Source organism: Maribacter algae (assembly GCF_047345745.1).
GTDB lineage: Bacteria > Bacteroidota > Bacteroidia > Flavobacteriales > Flavobacteriaceae > Maribacter.
On the sequence record NZ_JBLFES010000001.1, the window covers coordinates 671,358 to 686,466 of the forward strand.

Annotated in this window: 9 protein-coding genes; 8 read left to right on the forward strand and 1 reads right to left on the reverse strand. The window is 39.6% G+C overall.

Features of this window, described 5'->3' with window-relative positions; all coding sequences use genetic code 11:
* Window position 1 precedes the first annotated feature (1 nt).
* Together ACKWBX_RS02920 and ACKWBX_RS02925 are read left to right on the forward strand one after the other, a co-directional pair.
* Window positions 2-1,495: a DUF1501 domain-containing protein gene (locus ACKWBX_RS02920; RefSeq protein ID WP_413967143.1), complete on the forward strand. Its 1,494-nt coding sequence runs from the start codon at window positions 2-4 to the stop codon at window positions 1,493-1,495.
* Complete coding sequence (locus ACKWBX_RS02925) at window positions 1,495-3,555, forward strand: FN3 associated domain-containing protein (RefSeq protein ID WP_413967144.1); 2,061 nt, start codon at window positions 1,495-1,497, stop codon at window positions 3,553-3,555. The genes ACKWBX_RS02920 and ACKWBX_RS02925 overlap by 1 nt, the downstream gene beginning before the upstream one ends.
* A 96-nt stretch (window positions 3,556-3,651) precedes the next feature.
* Here ACKWBX_RS02925 and ACKWBX_RS02930 read toward each other — a convergent pair whose 3' ends face one another.
* Window positions 3,652-5,058, reverse strand: a complete 1,407-nt coding sequence (locus tag ACKWBX_RS02930; RefSeq protein ID WP_413967145.1) for an FG-GAP repeat domain-containing protein — start codon at window positions 5,056-5,058, stop codon at window positions 3,652-3,654.
* Window positions 5,059-5,697: 639 nt separating this feature from the next.
* Here ACKWBX_RS02930 and ACKWBX_RS02935 point away from each other — a divergent pair.
* The 6 genes from ACKWBX_RS02935 to treF all read left to right on the forward strand — a co-directional run bounded on the left by ACKWBX_RS02935 (window position 5,698) and on the right by treF (window position 15,014).
* The gene (locus ACKWBX_RS02935; protein WP_413967146.1) at window positions 5,698-8,724 is read left to right on the forward strand and encodes a SusC/RagA family TonB-linked outer membrane protein; all 3,027 of its coding nucleotides are present in this window, start codon (window positions 5,698-5,700) and stop codon (window positions 8,722-8,724) included.
* 11 nt (window positions 8,725-8,735) lie between these two features.
* Window positions 8,736-10,157, forward strand: coding sequence for a RagB/SusD family nutrient uptake outer membrane protein (locus tag ACKWBX_RS02940; RefSeq protein ID WP_413967147.1), 1,422 nt, complete (start codon window positions 8,736-8,738; stop codon window positions 10,155-10,157).
* Between the two features lie 12 nt (window positions 10,158-10,169).
* Window positions 10,170-11,081, forward strand: a complete 912-nt coding sequence (locus ACKWBX_RS02945; RefSeq protein ID WP_413967148.1) for a hypothetical protein — start codon at window positions 10,170-10,172, stop codon at window positions 11,079-11,081.
* 236 nt (window positions 11,082-11,317) lie between these two features.
* On the forward strand, window positions 11,318-11,977 hold the full coding sequence (locus tag ACKWBX_RS02950) for a tRNA1(Val) (adenine(37)-N6)-methyltransferase (protein ID WP_413967149.1): 660 nt from the start codon (window positions 11,318-11,320) through the stop codon (window positions 11,975-11,977).
* Window positions 11,978-12,033: 56 nt separating this feature from the next.
* Window positions 12,034-13,212 (forward strand): acyl-CoA dehydrogenase family protein, encoded by a 1,179-nt coding sequence (locus tag ACKWBX_RS02955; protein WP_413967150.1) that lies wholly within the window; start codon window positions 12,034-12,036, stop codon window positions 13,210-13,212.
* Between the two features lie 209 nt (window positions 13,213-13,421).
* On the forward strand, window positions 13,422-15,014 hold the full coding sequence (gene treF, locus ACKWBX_RS02960; RefSeq protein ID WP_413967151.1) for an alpha,alpha-trehalase TreF: 1,593 nt from the start codon (window positions 13,422-13,424) through the stop codon (window positions 15,012-15,014).
* Window positions 15,015-15,109 lie beyond the last annotated feature (95 nt).

The window sequence follows — 15,109 nt, forward strand, 5'->3', positions numbered from 1 at the left end:
AATGAGCGAAAAGAAAATTATTAATGAACGGTCCTTGATCTTAAACCGGAGAACCTTTTTGGGAAAATCCGCATTGGGTATTGGCGGGGTTGCATTATCATCTTTACTTGGGGTAAATTGTTTTCGAAAAGATAAAAACGGGCTGCTTACCACCGATTCAGGTGCTGGCAGTGTTAAGGGTGTTCTGGATTCATTACATCATCCTGCAAAAGTCAAAAGAGTCATCTATCTTTTTCAAAGCGGAGGGCCTTCACAATTGGAGCTTTTTGACTATAAACCTACACTCAACAAAAGAAGGGGAGAAGATTTACCTGAATCCATTCGTAACGGTCAGCGATTGACCGGTATGACTTCTGGCCAAGATAGCTTTCCATTAGTGGGTTCCCAATTTGGTTTTAAACAGTATGGGAAAAACGGGACTTGGATAAGCGATTTACTACCATATATAGGTAAAATGGCCGATGATATCTGTATTATAAAGTCCATGTATACCGAAGCCATAAATCACGATCCTGCGGTTACTTTTTTTCAAACGGGATCACAACAACCGGGCAGACCCAGTATTGGCTCATGGTTAAGTTATGGACTCGGCAGCGAGAATGAGAACCTGCCCGCTTTCACCGTACTACTCTCAAGAGGTTCCGGAAGACCTAATGGTCAGCCTTTGTACACGCGTCTGTGGGGAAACGGTTTCTTACACTCCCTTCATCAAGGAGTGCAATTTCGCGCAGCGAAAGACCCTGTATTGTATTTGAACGATCCGGAAGGAACCACCAAAAAAACGAAACGGGCCATGCTTGACCAATTGGCCGAGCTAAATGACCAACATTACCAAACATCTGGCGACCCGGAAATACAAAGTAGAATAGCTCAATATGAAATGGCCTACCGTATGCAGACTTCGGTCCCCGAAGTAATGAATACCGATAAGGAACCCGATTACATTTACAAAATGTACGGAGCGGATGCCAAAATACCGGGTACTTTTGCGGCCAATTGCTTGTTGGCCAGAAGATTGGCCGAACAGGATGTGCGTTTTATCCAATTGTACCATATGGGTTGGGACCAACATGACAACCTGCCCAATGCGATTGAGAAACAGGCAAAAGATGTTGATCAAGCATCCGCTGCACTTATTGCAGACCTTAAGCAACGTGGTATGCTAGAGGATACATTAGTAGTTTGGGGCGGTGAATTTGGAAGAACTAACTATTCACAAGGGCTACTGACCGATACCAATTACGGAAGGGACCATCACCCAAGATGTTTTAGTATGTTCATGGCGGGCGGCGGTATAAAACCAGGAATAGTCTATGGGGAAACCGATGAATTTGGTTATAATATTGTCCAGAACCCCGTTCACGTCCATGATTTTCAAGCAACTATGCTACATCAATTGGGCATAGATCATGAAAAACTTGTCTACAAATATCAAGGAAGACGTTTCCGATTGACCGATGTTGAGGGCCATCTTGTTAAAGATATTTTGATTTAATGAGCGAAGTTTCCCTAGCAATACAAATTGGTCACTTTCATCCGTTATTGGTACACTTGCCCATTGGTATTATCCTGCTGGCATTTGCTTTGGAAATGTACAATCGTTTTCGTCCAAAAACCGCTGGAGATGAAATGATTCTTTTCTCTTTGGGTTTTGCTGGTGTCACGGCATTGATATCTTTGGGCACGGGATGGCTTTTAGGGGAAGAAGGAGGTTTTGATGAAGATCTACTCTTTTTGCACCGTTGGATGGCGGTAGCCTTTACGGCGACAACTATTTTATTGTTCTTCTTAAAACGCTCAAAATCCGCAAGCGTCAACAAACTGTATCTACCGGTGTTCGTTGTTGTTTTGATACTGGTTTCCATTACGGGACATTATGGAGGAAACATGACCCATGGCGAAGATTACTTGTTTAGGGACACAAGTTCCAATAATATTGTCATTACGGATATTGCAGAAGCAAATGCACATACGGATATCATCCAACCCATTTTAAATTCCAAATGTGTGAGCTGCCATAATCAAGGAAAAGTAAAGGGCGGACTTCTGATGACCACTGCCGCTGACTTATTAAAAGGTGGTGATTCCGGTAGCGTTTTTGATTCCATAGACGGAAAACCATTACTGATTCACCGTATGCATTTGCCAATGGAAGATGAAGAGCATATGCCCCCAAAAGGTAAGGTACAATTAACTCCTGACGAGATTGCCTTGATGGAATGGTGGGTGAACAATGACCATTGTCTTGATTGTAAGGTAAAAAGTCTAAAAACCTCCGAAAGACTGGAGATTGTATTGGCGAGTCTTGAGGAAGACGATTCCCCGCACGCGATTATTGCAAAAGAACTTGAACAGGTGCCTACCCATTGGCTTGAAGAAATGAATGCTTCGGGTATTACTGTTTACCCACTTTCAGAAGACAATCCCTTGCTAATAGCTAATCTTTTTGGGGCGCAAAAACAATTAAAGCAAAAGCTTATTGCTTTGGATAAGTTTGCAGAAAACATAGTAGAATTGAACTTGGCCAATTCCCGATTCAACGATACCATTGCTGATTTGATCGCCCCGTTCAAACATTTGACAAAACTGCAATTGCAGAATACCGGTATTACGGACAGGTCAATCCCTATCTTTGAAAACTTTGAATTCTTGGAATCGCTAAACCTTTACGGAACCAACATTGGCAACTTAATTTTTGAGACGGCTCAAAACATACCTGGCCTAAAAGCACTATATCTTTTTGAAACACAGGTTACGGAAGTTGAAAAAGAAAAATTCCAAGAAAAATTTCCGAATATAAACGTCCAACATATTCCAAAAGATGCGTTTAAGGCTGCTTCATTGTCCGCACCTGTTATAGTTGCCGAAACCGCATTTTTTAAGGATACCCTAGAAATAGCTTTGGAAAATACGTTCGAGGACTCCAAAATATACTATACCTTGGACGGAACTCTACCGGATAGCACATCAACCCTATATACAGCACCTTTTCAGATTACGGACTCAAGACTACTTCAGGCCGTAGTGCTAAAGGAAGGTTGGCAACCAAGTAAGATAAGTACTCAAAAATTTAAGACTACTTCAGTGGATTATATTGACGTTGCTTTAAATAAACTGCCTAACGAAAAATATAAAGCTCAAGAAGGTAAAACCCTAATAGATTTAAAGCGGGGTTCCACTAATTTTGTGGATGGTGCTTGGCTCGGTTATGAAGGGAGTCATTTTAGTACTACCTTGACTCTTAAAGAGAACAAGGAGATTTCATCGGTCTCTGTCGGAGCCCTTTCAGCACCGGCTAGCTGGATTTTCTACCCTGTTGGATTAACAGTCTATACCTCTGAAAATGGAAAAAGGTTTAAACGGATAAAGAGTATAAAATTGCCAAAAGAAGAGCCTAGTAATGATGTTACTACTACTTTTTTTGATATGGAAATTCCCCCTACCAAAGCAAAGTACGTAAAGGTGGAAATTAAGAGTCCGCTTAAAAATCCTTCATGGCACACAAACCCTGGGGGAAATAGTTGGATATTCATAGATGAAATCATATTGAACTAATATTTCCTTCATGGGAAAATCCGATATCGGATTTTACTCTTATTGTTAGGTGCTGGAAACCTAAAAATCAGGCTAGAATGTATTCTAATTAGGACATTAATGCTTATTGGTCAACAAAAGTACCTGTGAAAAAGAAGTAACCCCTGTGACTTTGCTTACACGTACCAGCTCGTTCAGATCGTACAAAAAAGCACCTAATACTACATCATCAAAACCATCTTTATCAAAGTCAAGTATTTCCATGGATAGCCAATTGCCATGTATGGGATTCGCCATGTAAGAAGGAGTAAAATCCAGATTGCCATTGTTCTCTAAATACACAACGGCTTTATCTTTGGTCCTTTCAGCAGTATAATCGGAATATAGCGAAGCCGCTATGATATCCAAGTCTCCGTCATTATCAAAATCACTTGCCATTGCCTTATGGCAGTCATACATAGGGAAAAAAAACACTTCTTCAAACCTATTTTCCTTCTTGTTCAAATAGACACGCACACCATGATATGGCTTGTCAATGGGTGAAAAGTCCCTATTATCGCCATTGCTTATCAAAAAATCTTGTAAACCGTCACCATTAAAATCTGCCAATTCAAAATAACCAAGGCCATAGACTGGCGAAAACTCCAAAACTCTCTTTTTTTCAAAAATGTTGTTTCCATTATTGTAGTAAATATCAACTCCTTCGTAGGCTTGCCCCATTAAGGCCACAATATCCGGTTTGCCATCGTTGTTCATGTCCTTTACCTCAACTTTTCTGGTGCCGGGGTTAAGGTTTAAAATGTACTCTTTTGAAAAATCCATTGCATCGTACCAGGCCAATTTCCCAATAGAATGTCCAAAATTACAAACTATCAAATCTTGATTTCCGTCTTGATTAAGATCATGCTTTGTCATTTGTACCGGCCTCCGTAATTCAGAAAAACCAGTTACCAAACTTCTGCCATTATTTGCCTTGTCCAAATGAGTCAGTTTGCCCAACTTCTTATTGGAAGGAGCAATTTTACCAATTTCCATTAGAATAGGGGGCGATGTTGATGAAAATTCCAAATCTACCGCATAATCGTCCAAATTCCATTCGTTCAAAATTTCTCCTGAGGCATTCAAGGAAAATAGTTTCTTGAAATCACCAATATAAAGTGCTGAGTTCAAGGTGTCATATTCCAACAGAGTTACCTGGGGTAAGGTAGAATTGTCAATGGTCACCGTTTGCTCAATAAATGGGAATACGCCTTTTTTATCATTTGAAAAAAATGGTTTTGGCATAGATTTAGGAGCGTTTGATGAATAATACGCTGCGATTAGGTTCCAATCCTCTTTGGAAATAAGCGGTATATCCGGATAAACGTTCAAACTATCCAATAAAATCCTTTCTTCTTCATCGTTTTCCGCTTGCAAGGTTTTGCCCGCCATTTTCAGGCCCAAGCGTAAAGCCATATTCGGGAGCACCGATTTTTCCCATGTTTCTTGATCCAGTAATTCCGGCCCGGTATACTTGTGGCACATTGCGCAATAAATTGAAGATAACTGTTTGCCGTTTTTAGAGCTTTCAGATATCGATTGTGCATTTGCGAGTATCGCTTTTATATTACATGCTATAAAAAAAAGAAATATTCTCCTGTAAAACATATGGGTCAAAGATATTTTACACTGATAGTTATAGTGCTAACAAATTAATATTCCGTAAAACCGATTTATTATTAGAAAAATCCATTTAATGATGGAGTTGGCATCTACGCAAAAATAACCAGTACTTTTTTAACCGGGATAGGAAATGAACAATCTATAAATAAAGAGGAAATCATTTTTTGGAATTCAAATGATAATATCGACCTTTTTAATAGAGACTATTATCGTCTCTTGAGCAATATTTTCGACCTAAAACATGCTACTTAAAATGATTTACCTATAAAATCTATAGATTAAAAATAAAATATGAATTCCTAATAGATTTCAACTATTCGCATTTTGAATCGTGAAAATTATGATATGTTCATTTAAAAAAGGGTTTAAGTTACAATATGTAAGTAATTATCATTTTAACATAGTTATTGATTTTCATTTTATAACTTTATACGCTTCTTTTATATAAAAGTGTTAGCATATAAAAAATTCATTGATCTAACTAACTAAATAATCAAAGTCATGAAACTTGTACGTATTTTGATGCTGATATCATTATCGATAATTTGCATCATACCATCTTATGGACATTTCGAAAGAAGTGATTGCCACAACGAAATCTTATTTAAAACAATTACTGGTCAAGTCGTTGATGAGGTAGGTGTTCCGGTACCCGGGGCAACAGTCATTCTAAAGGGTACAACAATAGGCACTGTCACAGATTTTGACGGTAATTATTCTTTGGAGGTACCTGATGAGGACAGCGTTTTGGTTTTTTCTTATACCGGCTTTCGGACAGAAGAAGTAACCGTTGGTGATGAAACAACGGTAAATGTAACAATGGTTCCCGAGCAAACCCAACTTGATGAGGTAGTCGTGACCGGCTTCAAAACCGAGAACAGATCTACATATTCGGGTTCCGCCTCGATCGTTAGTGCGGAAGAAGTAGCGAATGTTCCCGCTCAAACACTGGACCGGGCCTTACAAGGTAGGTCTTCAGGCGTGTTGATCAATGGTAACTCCGGTATACCCGGTGCCAGTATTTCTGTAACTGTTCGCGGTTCCGGTACAATTACGGGTAATTCACAACCTTTATATATTGTGGATGGTGTGCAGATCAATGCTGGTGATAATAGCAATCTATTACAGACTTCAAATGGATTGGGAGGTGTTAATCCAAATGATATTGAGACAATAACAATATTGAAAGATGCGGTATCAACTTCTCTCTATGGTGCGCAAGGTGGTAACGGCGTTGTCGTAATTACTACTAAATCAGGTAATAAGGGAAAATCAAAAATTACACTGAATACCAGTTTTGGTACTACTGAGGTCATTAGAAAACTAGATGTATTGAGTAGACAGGAATATCTTGATATTTCTTTTGAAGCTCTAGCCAATGCAGGTTTTTCTGAGGGCTCCCCACAATTTGATGGTTTTGTAAGTACAATCAATGAAGATGGGATTGACTACGTTTGGAATGATTTCATATTTAAGAAAGGAAATATAAAAACATATGAACTAGCAGTCCAAGGAGGAGGCGAAAAAGGGTCTCATTATATCTCTGTAGCGCATAGTGATACAGAAGGTCATGTCATAGGCACCAATTTTAAACGGTATACGCTCAAAGGAAATATTAATCACAAAGTAAATGACAAGCTTTCTGTTAATTTACGTACCAATTTAGCTTTAATTGAATCAAAGGTACCACCTGGAGGAGGGGCTTTTGCAAATCCTATTTTTTCGGCTTATGTGGTTCCGCCCACACAAAACCCTTTTAATCCGGATGGTACATTCCGTTTGGCGGAAGATGGTTTTTTCGCTCCAAACTCTCCTTATAACGCATTATCGGTTGTTGCTAATGATTTTGATACAGGGCAAACATTTTCCGGTCAAGCAAGTCTAGATATTATCTATAATATATTGCCCAACCTCGTTTCCACAACGCGTTTTGCCGGAGATCTTCAAGACATCAGGGAATCTGCTTATGATAGCCCTTTAAACGGAGATGGGGAAGATTTTGATGGGCGTAGATTTGAATCGGATACCAGGATCTACTCTTATCAATTGGAACAGTTATTGAATTATTCGTATGACTTTAAAGAGCATAGTTTTAATGCTTTGCTAGGTTTGCAATACAAACAAGAGAACTTCAATTTCTTTGATGTACAGGCAGTAGGTTTTCCAAATGAATTTGTGACCAATGTTGGCAGCGGTTCGGCCTTTAACGGGTTGCCTGATGGTGATAGTAATGAGGTTAAACTTTTTGGGCTCTTTTTTAATGGAACCTATAAATATGATAACAAATATATTTTGGATTTTGCTTTTAGAAGAGATGGTAGTTCTAGATTTGGAAGCAGTACACAATATGGTCTTTTTCCCAGCATGGCGATCGCTTGGCGAATCTCTCAAGAGGATTTCATGTCCAACCTAAGCTTTGTAAATGATTTAAAACTTCGTTTTAGTCGCGGTTCGGCAGGTAGTCAACAAGGTATCGGGCCTTTTGCCGCTCAAGCTGCATTCGGTAGTTTTGGTAGTTTTAACAACCAACCCGCGGTTGCCGCGCAACGCCTGGCGAACCCTACGCTAACATGGGAGGAATCAACGACCACGAATATTGGATTGGATTATGGATTGTTTAAAAATAGAATATCCGGTTCTGTGGATGTATATCGAAAAATTACGGATAGCGGTCTCCTAGATGCTTCTCTACCCAATACCACCGGGTTTGCATCTATTGCAAGTAATTTGGGCGAAATAGAGAACAGAGGTGTAGACGTAGAGGTAACTACCAATAATGTAAGCACCAAAAATTTCAAATGGCGTACTGATTTCAATATTTCGTTTCAAGATAGCGAGGTGCTTTCAACCGGAGAGAGGGATACATTGTTTTTAAATAGAAGAGACGGTACTTTTATAGTAGGAGAAGAACCAAACGGTTACTTCCTTCCTCGTTTTGCAGGCGTAAATACGGCTGATGGGCGACCTTTGTGGTTTGATGAAAATGGTGATGTAACTTATAATTCCAACTTTCAAGAAAATGTTGGCAACTCCAACATCAACTTTTATGGAGGCTTAAATAATTCGTTCAGTTATAAAGGACTCAGTCTCGATTTTTTCTTTCAATACCAATCGGGAGGATTTAGGCAATTGGATTTTTTGGCGTTTACTGCAAACACGGGCAATGTAGGTCAACAGCACCTAGGTTTTACACGAAATAGATGGCAGTCGCCCGGTGACTTGACCGATGTGCCGATTGCGGTAATCAACAATAATTATCCTAATGGTGGAAACAGCATTTTAAACCGATCGACCTGGTTTTTGGATCGTCAAGACTATATCCGTTTAAAACGGGTATCACTATCATATAATTTACCCGATAAATGGTCTTCATTATTAGGGCTATCCAATGCGAAAGTGTATGGAGAAGGCTATAATCTTTGGACATGGACAGATTATCGTGGCTTTGATCCGGAATCCGCTGGATCTGATTTTGGAGATTATCCGCAGGCAAAAAGCATCATTTTCGGCGTCAATCTAGAATTTTAAAAAATTGTATCATGAAATACACATATAAACTTATAAAGATTTTTATAGTAACATTGACCATATTTATGATTGGTTCATGTGAGGATATATTAGACACTTCTAGTTCTAGAATTGGAGAATTATCAGAAGATCAGGCATTCCAGAATGAACAGGGGTTTACCTCCGTTATGGCTGCTGCATACACAGAACTGGAACAGCTTGATTACTATGCCCGTGACTTTGTGCTTATACCTGAACTCTTGGCCGATAATTATACGTTGACGGTAGCCAATCGGGGATTTTTGAACGCTCCTCCAAACAACAATGGCCATGTAAACATTTGGCGTGAAATCTATCGCGGAATGTTGAGCATTAACCAAATCCTTTCAAGAGTGGATAATTTGGAAAATAGGGAATTTGCCACAAGAGTTGAAGGTGAGGCCAAATTTCTTAGGGCACTATATTATCATGATCTCGTGAAGTCCTATGGTAGAAACCCAAGATTTCTGGATTCGAATATAGACGCAGCCCAAAATGGAGTCCCTTTAGTGTTGACTCCTACAGATTTGGAACAGGCCTTAGAATTGCCCCGAAATTCGGTACAACAGGTATATGCTCAGATAGAGGCTGATCTTAACGATGCCATAAATTTTTTGGATGACAGTACTTCTGTTCTTTCCAATGGTTCCAATGATGTCTTTTTAGCATCATCGGTAGCTGCTAAGGCATTGCTTTCAAGAGTATTTTTGTATCAAGGTAAATGGGAGCAGGCTGCCCAAATGGCAAACGAGGCTATCAATGATTCTGGTCTAGAATTACAAGACGGTACAGATTTAGTAGGGATTTATCGTGACAATTCAGAATCGATATTCGTTTTACAACCGGACGTGGCCAATGCGTTTTTCTCCTTGGCCCCTTTTACCACAGGCGATAATGTAGAAATTGTTTTACGTCAAGACATGATTAATGCTTATGAGGTGGGCGATATGCGCAAAACACAATTGACTACGGAAGGCAATAAGTCCGGTGAAAATGTCACCTTTTCTTTAAAGTATAACAATTATGTATCATCTCAGGGAATAACGAATATTCCTATCATTAGATTGGCAGAACTCATATTGATTAGGGCAGAAGCAAATTTAGAGAATGCTTCTAGCATAGGGAATTCTCCTTTGAACGACATTAACAGTATAAGAACGAGAGCGGGACTTTCAGAACTAGTATCGGTAACTATGAATGATATTTTAAACGAGCGTAGGGTTGAACTCGCTTTCGAGGGCCACCGCTTTTGGGATTTAAAAAGACGTGGACTTAACATTCCCAAAGGCGTTCAAGGTGTGGATTGCCAAGCGGAATGCACCGTGCAGAGCAATGACTTTAGGATAGTTGCTCCAATACTTAATCGAGAACTGGTCATTAATCCTAGTCTAATACAAAACCCTGGCTATAACTAAAATTATAAAATGATGAAGAACATTAAAAATATTAAATACATATTCATGTTATGCGCAGTGGTACTGAGCATGGGGTGTGAGGAAGAATTCAATAGAACATTGGACTTTCAATTTGTAGAATTTGCGAGGTCCTTTACCGGATCGTCTACAAATGTTACAGTACCTAACTTAGGACAAACTATACGTGATAGCGTACTTATTCAGGTGGTTGGGCCTAGCAATGATCCAGTAACCATAAATTGGGATATAGACATTGATAACACTAACGCAGTTGAAGGAGTCCATTACCAATTGGTTACGGAAAATCCAATAACCGTTCCAGCTGGGGAAAGTTTTACTTCCATCTATTTCGATATTATTTTAGATGGTTTTGGGACAACACAGATACCGGACGAAATAGATATGCCCAGAAACATAACATTTCGAATTTCAGATTCCAGTGTAGGTGTACAACCTAACGTAAATACGATAAATCACCTAATTACGCCAATTTGTCCGTCATGTTTAACGATTTGGACAGGTCCGGACATCACATTCACAAAAGCGGATATGGCAGATTGGACCTTACCCGAAAATCAAGATCGTATTACCGATAATGTGTGGATTACGAGACAGAACCAATGGAGTATTTTTAATATAGCCCAAGGTGATATCTCTGCTTTTACACCATGTGATAATAACGACCCTGGAGGAGGTCAACCCGTTGGTACCCTATGGGCTTTAGGAAGTACTGATGATGTCGCCTCATTGACCTTTGATTCGTTCTTGGGTACTTTTTGTCAACCGGGTAGAAATCTTCCGCTCAATACACCTATTGTACTCTTCTTGGTCGATGAAGAAATATATATAGATATTCAATTCCTATCATGGACATCTGGTGGTAACGCTGGTGGTTTCAGCTACATAAGATCTACAGAAAACTAATAAGTCAGAATTATTTTGAGTTAGTGATTTTTTGCGTTAGTAAGGGTTTTTTGATAATAAAATATTAAACAAATCCTTGCTTTCGCAGAAATTTTAAGGCCATAAAACTATTTTTTAATTTCTTTAAGTTTGCCATAGTAGCAATATGATATAAGAAGATTAGCTACAGTAAAGTTTTACAATTGGCAAAACCTTTCAAATTCAAACAATTTACAATCCATCAGGACCGTTGCGCTATGAAAGTGGGAACGGATGCAGTCTTACTGGGCGCATGGACGACCTTGGAGCATCTTCCACAAACCATTTTGGATATTGGTACGGGTACAGGACTTCTTAGTTTGATGCTTGCGCAACGAAGTAATGCAGAAATCATTGATGCAATAGAGATTGATGAGCGTGCGTATGAACAGTGCGTGGAGAATTTTGAGACTTCCGTTTGGGCAGATAAGCTGTTCTGCTACCATGCAGGTTTGGATGAGTTTCTTGACGAAGTAGACCAAACCTATGATTTGATCATCTCCAATCCTCCTTTTTATACAGAAGAAGTAGCTAGCGGCAACGTTTCAAGGGATAAAGCCAGACAAACGATTTCACTTCCCTTTGATGAATTGTTGGAAAGCGTTTCCAAATTACTTTCCGATGATGGAATATTCTCCGTAGTTGTTCCAAGTAAAGAGGAATTCATGTTCGTTGATTTGGCAAAAAGTTTTAATCTTTTCCCAAAAAGAATGACTAGGGTAAAAGGAAATAATAAAACTCCAGTGAAACGTGTGTTGATGGAGTTTGGCTTTGAGGATAAACCAACTAAAATCGATGAATTGGTTATTGAAGTTGAACGACATCAATACACACGGGATTACATCGATTTAACGAAAGCATTTTATTTAAAAATGTAACATTTGAAGAGTTAATTGTTATATTTCTTTAATTATCTTTGACAAAAATTTGTGCTATGCGACCAGATCTATTCGAGGCTCCCGATTACTACCTTCTTGATGATTTACTTTCTGAAGAACATAAACTAGTGCGCGATGCCGCACGGCAATGGGTGAAAAGAGATGTATCGCCTATTATAGAAGAATATGCGCAAAAAGCGGAATTTCCAAATCAAATCCTATCTGGATTAGCTGAAATAGGTGCTTTTGGACCATATATTCCAGAGGAATATGGCGGAGCGGGATTAGATCAGATCAGCTATGGTTTGATCATGCAAGAAATAGAGAGAGGTGACAGTGGAGTGCGTTCTACGGCCTCGGTCCAATCTTCGCTGGTAATGTATCCCATTTTCGCTTATGGAACAGAGGAGCAACGAAAAAAATACCTGCCTAAACTAGCTACCGGGGAATGGATGGGTTGTTTTGGTCTTACCGAACCGAATCATGGTTCCAACCCTGGAGGGATGGAAACCAAATATAAGGATATGGGCGACCACTATCTCTTAAATGGTGCTAAGCTTTGGATATCCAATTCTCCATTTGCGGACATTGCCGTGGTGTGGGCCAAAAATGAAGAAGGACGCATTCATGGACTTATCGTAGAACGTGGCATGGAAGGTTTTTCCACCCCGGAAACACATAATAAGTGGTCCCTAAGGGCATCGGCCACAGGTGAGTTGATATTTGATAATGTGAAAGTTCCCAAAGAAAACTTGCTTCCCAATAAATCGGGTTTGGGAGCACCTTTGGGTTGTTTGGATTCCGCACGTTACGGAATAGCTTGGGGGGCTATCGGTGCCGCAATGGATTGTTATGATACGGCACTGCGTTATGCAAAGGAGCGGGTACAATTTGGAAAACCTATCGCGGCCACGCAACTGCAACAAAAAAAACTGGCCGAGATGATTACTGAAATCACCAAGGCGCAGTTGTTGGCCTTCCGCTTGGGACAATTAAAAAATGAAGGCAAGGCCACTACGGCACAAATCTCCATGGCCAAACGCAACAATGTGGAGATGGCGATAAAAATTGCCAGGGAAGCAAGACAGGTGCTGGGCGGCATGGGAATTACCGGAGAATATAGTATTATGAGACATATGATGAACTTGGAAAGTGTCATCACATACGAAGGCACACATGATATTCATCTTCTGATTACCGGTGCCGACATTACAGGGCACCAAGCTTTTAAATAAGATAACCTACTCCTTAGATTGGCTTAACATTAGCTGTAAATAGTTGATCTACATTTGCACTGTTCTTTTCAGGGCATACGTTCATTATTTGAGTTAGTTTAGTCAAAGCCGATATTTCTATCGGCTTTTTTTTATCCATTTTATCTGCTTACTTCCCTTTAGATATTAGTTAATTTTTTTACTTTAGGTCGATTCAAAAACGAACCATTATGAAACACTATTTCCTTATTTTTTTGCTGATATTCCTTTCTTGTAAGGGGGATGTTAAAAAAGAGATATCATCTTCGGATGCTTCAATAACAATCCAGGAGTCGGAAACCTTGAATATTGTTCCGATAGATGAAGCATTGGGAGAATTATTCGTGGCCGTCCAATTAGGGGAGGTGTTTCCGGATAGTAAAACCTTTGTGGACTGCACGGCTAAATATCCCTATGCCGAAATTCTCTCAGAATATAAGGACCAAAAGAACACGTCTGATTTCGATTTAAAAAAGTTTGTACTCGAGCATTTTGAAGTTCCCATGTCCATCAGTTCCAATTTTAAATCGGACCCCGACAAAACGGCAGCAGAACATGTTATTTCACTTTGGCCAGTGCTCAAAAGGGAATCTGACGGCAAGGTAGAAGGCAGTACTTTATTACCGCTTCCTGAGCCCTATATCGTTCCCGGCGGACGTTTTAGGGAGGTGTATTATTGGGACAGTTATTTTACCATGTTAGGATTGGTAGAGAGCAAGGAGTACGAGCTTATCGAAAATATGTTGGACAACTTTTCCCATCTTATTCTGACCATTGGTCATATTCCAAACGGAAACAGAAGTTATTACGTGACAAGGTCGCAACCACCATTTTTCTCGCAAATGGTAAAGCTTTTGGCTCAGGAAAAGGGCAATGACATATATCAAAAATATAAAGAAGCATTACGCAAGGAATATGAATTTTGGATGGATGGAAGCACCGTACAAAATGGAGCTAAAAATCATTGCGTTGCCACACCGCAAGGGATTGTAAACAGATACTATGATAAAGGGGATACTCCAAGGCAAGAATCCTACAAGGAAGATTTTAATCAAGTTCAAGAAGTAAACGGAGGTGAAAAAATGTACAGGGACCTCAGGTCCGGGGCAGAATCCGGATGGGATTATTCTTCCCGTTGGTTTGCAGATAGTGAAAATATTGAGACGATAGAAACTACGGATATTGTTCCAGTAGATTTAAATGCGCTATTGTACGGTTTGGAAGAAGTGCTCATGCTGTGTTATACCGATGACGTGAAATTTAAGGAACGTTTAAAAACCAGTATGAACGATAGAATCAAATTCTTGGATGCCAATTCATGGAACCCTGTAGAGGGTGTCTATGAAGATTACAACTGGGTAAAAAAAGAAAAGACCGGGATTAAATCCTTGGCCATGGTTTATCCATTGTTCTTCAAAATGGCAAGTGAAGAACAGGCTAATAGTGTTGCGAATATTATTGAGGTGCACTTCTTAAAGTCTGGAGGAGTGGTCACTACATTGAATTACACCGGCGAGCAATGGGACGCTCCAAACGGTTGGGCGCCGCTTCAATGGATGACGATTGTGGGATTACAAAATTATGGGCACACGGAATTGGCCAAAACAATTGCCCAGAGATGGGTGACCATCAATGAAAAAGTATATCGGAATACCGGAAAATTTGTGGAGAAATACAACGTAGAAGATATGGGATTGGAAGGTGGTGGCGGAGAATACCCTGTTCAAGATGGTTTTGGTTGGAGTAATGGAGTGTATTTGGCTTTAAAATCTTACTTGGAATAAGTTCATAAACGCCTAATATCATTTTTAGGACATTTCACCACAATTATTGAATGGTTCACAACAAAGCTTTCCGCTTACGTGATAACTAAGCTACA

Bases quoted from the DNA above. Each gene is read 5' to 3' on its own strand.
- ACKWBX_RS02950 (WP_413967149.1), top strand. From the start codon at position 11,318: ATGAAAGTGGGAACGGATGCAGTCTTACTGGGCGCATGGACGACCTTG.
- ACKWBX_RS02940 (WP_413967147.1), top strand. From the start codon at position 8,736: ATGAAATACACATATAAACTTATAAAGATTTTTATAGTAACATTGACC.
- ACKWBX_RS02945 (WP_413967148.1), top strand. From the start codon at position 10,170: ATGAAGAACATTAAAAATATTAAATACATATTCATGTTATGCGCAGTG.
- ACKWBX_RS02920 (WP_413967143.1), top strand. From the start codon at position 2: ATGAGCGAAAAGAAAATTATTAATGAACGGTCCTTGATCTTAAACCGG.
- ACKWBX_RS02925 (WP_413967144.1), top strand. From the start codon at position 1,495: ATGAGCGAAGTTTCCCTAGCAATACAAATTGGTCACTTTCATCCGTTA.
- ACKWBX_RS02935 (WP_413967146.1), top strand. From the start codon at position 5,698: ATGAAACTTGTACGTATTTTGATGCTGATATCATTATCGATAATTTGC.
- treF (WP_413967151.1), top strand. From the start codon at position 13,422: ATGAAACACTATTTCCTTATTTTTTTGCTGATATTCCTTTCTTGTAAG.
- ACKWBX_RS02930 (WP_413967145.1), bottom strand. From the start codon at position 5,058: ATGTGCCACAAGTATACCGGGCCGGAATTACTGGATCAAGAAACATGG.
- ACKWBX_RS02955 (WP_413967150.1), top strand. From the start codon at position 12,034: ATGCGACCAGATCTATTCGAGGCTCCCGATTACTACCTTCTTGATGAT.